5 protein-coding genes are annotated in these 4376 nt (G+C 54.4%); 3 read left to right on the forward strand and 2 right to left on the reverse strand.

The window, feature by feature from the left end; genetic code table 11:
- Nucleotides 1-193, reverse strand: a 193-nt coding sequence (locus LC354_RS26465) for a helix-turn-helix domain-containing protein (RefSeq protein ID WP_223428942.1), incomplete at its 3' end; no start/stop codon positions are given.
- Nucleotides 194-925: 732 nt separating this feature from the next.
- Here LC354_RS26465 and LC354_RS26470 point away from each other — a divergent pair.
- The 3 genes from LC354_RS26470 to LC354_RS26475 all read left to right on the forward strand — a co-directional run bounded on the left by LC354_RS26470 (nt 926) and on the right by LC354_RS26475 (nt 3567).
- Nucleotides 926-2770 carry a TIGR00341 family protein gene (locus tag LC354_RS26470; protein WP_223428943.1) on the forward strand — a complete coding sequence of 615 codons (1845 nt, stop codon included), beginning with the start codon at nt 926-928 and terminating at the stop codon, nt 2768-2770.
- Between the two features lie 31 nt (nt 2771-2801).
- On the forward strand, nt 2802-2924 hold the full coding sequence (locus LC354_RS27840; RefSeq protein ID WP_263289639.1) for a hypothetical protein: 123 nt from the start codon (nt 2802-2804) through the stop codon (nt 2922-2924).
- A 187-nt stretch (nt 2925-3111) separates the two neighbouring features.
- Nucleotides 3112-3567 carry a helix-turn-helix domain-containing protein gene (locus LC354_RS26475; protein WP_223428944.1) on the forward strand — a complete coding sequence of 152 codons (456 nt, stop codon included), beginning with the start codon at nt 3112-3114 and terminating at the stop codon, nt 3565-3567.
- 2 nt (nt 3568-3569) lie between these two features.
- Here the strand turns inward: LC354_RS26475 and LC354_RS26480 are convergent.
- A partial coding sequence (locus LC354_RS26480) for a DDE-type integrase/transposase/recombinase (protein WP_223428945.1) occupies nt 3570-4376 on the reverse strand: 807 nt, incomplete at its 5' end.

Consider the following 4376-nt stretch of genomic DNA (forward strand, 5'->3'; position numbering starts at 1 on the left):
TATCATAGGCACGCCGAGCCGTCTGCGGGCAATAGGTCCCGTCTTCCTGCCGACCCCGCGTAAGCTCGCGGCAGATCGTGCTCGCTGGTCGATGCAAAAGCTGTCCGATCAACCGCTGGCTGCTGCCTCTATTATGCTCGGCTAATATCACGCCACGTTCCTCGCTGCTGAGGTGCTTGCTTCGTCTGTCCATCGCAACATCCTATGCCCAACGGGCTCTTGGTGTTGCACTTGAAACTTGAGTCAAAGTAGTGAATCCGGCGGGTGGATTGTATCCGGCAGTCTGACACCAAACGGCATCTGCCCAGACTGTGGATTGCATTCACCACGACGTCACGGCTGGAGGGCGACGACGACATACCATTGGCGAACATATTGGGAATGACGATGAACCAATCGGTTGGGTCAAGGACACGCCCTGACCCAATCAGCCATTCGACATCGCTGTGCTGTGCGCCGTAGGACGTGGGGTAAAGTATGACGTTTGACCTGACAGAGACTGAACGGAAACGGCAGAACCGGTCTGTCCACCGCACTGAAGAGCGGCGACGCAGGGCCAGGATGATGCGAGTTTGCGGCCCGACGTGCCCGCATTCGAGCGTTCTGGCCCATGCACGCGCCGCCCAGGGCCCAAAACGCTTGATCAGTAAGAGAAATCAGGTGATCTTGGCATCAAGAGGCATGCCACCTAGGGAATGTCGGTCCTTGAAACGGAGCTTTCTGACTGTGAAAACAGAAAATAACCAGTTTCAAACGCTTACGCTACCCTCACAACACTCTCATGAATAATTCGGGCTAGCATTTTATGATTAGTAATTTAGGATATTCAGACTTGGGACGGCCGGTTTGTATATCGCTGATTACACATGACATTGCCATTTCTGTGCAAGTACGATGGGCAGCACATCTTGCCAAGTTGCGCGACATGGATATCGTTTTTGTTCAACGATTTGAGGTCGTTCCACAGCGCGTGGTTGACATAGATCTGGCAGCTATGGCCACTGTCGATGACCACCCATCAACCACAGAATTAAAGCAAGCGATACATGCGCATCCAGATTTGTCAGTCGGTGCGATCGAAGTCTTGAAAGACAAGGCGCCCGATGTGACGGGCACAACCTTGCGCAAAGAAGAATGCGACAAGGGAGAGCACTCAGACCCTGGCGACAACCCGGCAGAAATACGTGTATTGGCCAAGGCAATCTACGCTGACAATTACGCCTCGATCCGTAAAATGATTATTGGTCTTGTTAATACATATGGGGCCAATGTTTTCACCGCTGTTAGGGGTAATGTCTTGAGTGACCAATCCCGCGAGCTTGTCGTTGAGCGGTCGCGGCTCTTGGAATTTTTGCCGTGCGAAGTGATTATTTGCCAGGGTTTTACGGAAGATATGGCTTTCTCTCGGGTTGCTGTCCTCGAACGCACGGGCGGCAATCAACAGGCTGCGCTGCGGTTGGCTGCTGATCTGGCCGACGACAATAATGGTTTGACCGCTTTTCAGGTCAATCCGGATATTGGCATCGACGCATATCCAGTCGGCGAACGCAGATTGGATAAGTTTCTTGCCAAACTGCCTCGTCTGAAAAAACAAAGTATCAAACGTTGCGTCTCGGTTGATGACAATTTGCAGCAGGCGATACGACAGCTCTGGAAAGAAAGTGCGTATGATCTTCTCGTGATTCCAGCCACATCCTTAAGACCGGAACATAGCGTTGGCTTGAGACTTGGTCTCAATATTCCGGTGGCCATCACAGTGTCGGCATCTCCGTTTTCAAGCCAGACACGTCAAATCGTCAAGGATACCCTGCGCCAGAGAGTGCCACAGATCGCCCATGCAGAAAGAGTTGAGCTTGTTGAAAGGGTTCAGTCCAACGCGGAGTGGAATTTTGATTTTGTCGCCCTGATGGTCCTGTCGGCCAGTATTGCCGCTTTGGGTCTGATACAAAACTCTGCTGCGGTTGTTATCGGGGCCATGCTGGTAGCACCCCTGATGACCCCAATCGTCGGGTTTGGCCTTGCGCTTGTGCAGGGCAACCTGATGCTGACAAAGATGTCCGCGCATGCTCTTTTACGTGGTGTGCTAGTTGCCGTACTCGCTGGTTTGGTCATCGGGTTGCTGAGCTGGAATTTTAACGAACCTACCCGCGAATTGTTTGCGCGTGCGCGACCTGGCCGTCTTGATATTGCCGTGGCCTTTTTGTCAGGCTTGGCCGCCGCCTACGCGCAAACGAGATCCAACTTGATCGCCGCCTTGCCCGGCGTTGCGATCGCCGCAGCGCTGGTCCCGCCAATCGTGGCCTCTGGCCTTTTTCTATCGTTGGCGGAATTTGAACTCGCGCTTGGCGCATTTGTGCTGTTCACCATAAACATGGTGGCGATTGTGCTGGCTTCGATGGTGGCTCTTTATGCTGTGGGTATTCGCAATAGAAAAAAACTGCGCTGGCCTGTTCGTGTCATCGCTGTGTTGATCGCGGCTTTCACGGCGTTGCTTTTCTGGAGCAGTACCAACACCTACGACGTCGACATAGCAAAGGACATACCCGCCGGAATCGAGCAAGCCATCGAGCAGATCTTGGGACCAAATTACGCGCTTGAAGATATAACGATCGCTTACGACGAGCTTGGCTACCAACTCAATCTGGATGTAAGAGGCAAGGAACCAGTTCCGCCTGATCTTGCAAAAGCTGTTCGTCTTAAGGCCGCCGAGTTTTACGCCGAGGCCAGTCGCATCAGGCTAATCACGCGAATATCTGCCGAATACTTTTGATTGCTTCCAAGTTGACGCCATATTAAAGGCGATGATCACGACTTTGCAGGCTGAAAACGTCAAGATCTCTGCCACGTTGCGGGTCCATGATCAGCTGGTTCAGGCGCTTCGCTTGCGGATCGCCAAGTTGCAAAAACTGGCTTTTGGCAACTGAAGTAAGCCGATGCGGAAGCCTAGAGTTCTTGAGAATGGCAGGTATTCGAAAAATGGCGAGTATTATATAGGCAAAGATGGATCGATCTTTGTTGTATTTCGATCCAGGAGCCGGTCGGCCATGGCTGCTAGTGTTCGCCGTCTGACACAAGATTCCCATTTGCGGCTCGATGTGCGATATTGGGCGTATGAGACGTGATGACATCTGCCTTTACCTTGGCCCCACTGATCGCTTGGAGCTTCAATCCCTGATCACAAACCGGAACACCCCACGTAAGCTCGTCTGGCGTGCCAAGATTGTGCTGGCGACGGCAGGCGGTCATGGCACTGTTGCAATCATGCGCTGGACTGGGATGTCAAAGCCGACGGTGTGGCGATGGCAGGAGCGGTATCTTGATGAAGGCGTGGCAGGTCTCAAGCGCGACAAGACACGACCCTCGCGCGTGCCGCCGTTGCCTCTGGAAACAAGGCTGAAAGTGATTGCCAAGACTGTACAGGAAACCCCGCCCAACGCCACGCACTGGAGCCGCACGCTGATGGCCGAGGCCAGGCAACTCAGATCAACTCGAGGTCCTTCAGACATGCGGCTGCATCGATCAACTGATCGGTCGGCACCGGTGTTTGTCAAACAAGTTGTCCGCTGATTTCATGCGGCGTCTCTGATTTCAGGCGCGCTGATTTCGTTTTCTGGGTTGAGCCAGACGGGTCCTGCGGGCTGCCAGTTGCGCGTCTTTCCTGACCAACGTTCTGGTTTTTGCGCACGTGCATTTGCATAGAGAATGGTACGGTTTGCGAGGGCATCACGTTCTTGTCCACCGTGGCGCGTGTTGGGGGTGACGAAGCGGATCGCGCTGTGGAGGTGTTCGGTGTTGTACCAGGTGGCGAAAGATTTCACCCACGCCTGCGCATCGGCCTTCGTGGCAAAGCCTTTGCTCGGCCAGTCCGGGCGATACTTGCAGGTGCGAAACAGCGCCTCGGAAAACGGGTTGTCGTTACTGACGCGGGGGCGACTGTAGGACGCCATGATGCCCAGCTTTTCCAGCGTTGTTTTCATCGTCGCCCCCTTCATTGGGCTGCCATTGTCGGCGTGAAGTACTGATGGGCGCGAGACACAGGCCTCCGCCCAAACAGCTTTTTGGATCAGCGTTGCGGCCAGTTCCGCAGCCTCGCGTTCATGGACCTCCCAGCCGACAATCTTGCGGCTGAAGATGTCCACAATCAGATACAGGTAGAAGAACATGCCTGCGACCGGCCCCGGCATCCAGGTGATGTCCCAAGTCCAGACCTCACAGGGGCCGCAGGCCTTATAGCTTGTCGGCGGTTTGCGCCGGACGCCTCGCCTTGCCCGGCCACGGTGATGCTGCTGCCCATTGCTACGCAGGATGCGGTAAAAGCTGGATTCCGAGGCCAGATATTGCCCCTGATCGGCCAGTCTGGGAACGATCTGGCTGGG

The organism is Tateyamaria pelophila (assembly GCF_019966495.1).
GTDB lineage: Bacteria > Pseudomonadota > Alphaproteobacteria > Rhodobacterales > Rhodobacteraceae > Tateyamaria > Tateyamaria pelophila.

Excerpts from the sequence above, each read along its gene's own strand:
- LC354_RS26470 (WP_223428943.1), top strand. The coding sequence starts at position 926 with ATGGATATCGTTTTTGTTCAACGATTTGAGGTCGTTCCACAGCGCGTG.
- LC354_RS27840 (WP_263289639.1), top strand. The coding sequence starts at position 2,802 with ATGATCACGACTTTGCAGGCTGAAAACGTCAAGATCTCTGCCACGTTG.
- LC354_RS26475 (WP_223428944.1), top strand. The coding sequence starts at position 3,112 with ATGAGACGTGATGACATCTGCCTTTACCTTGGCCCCACTGATCGCTTG.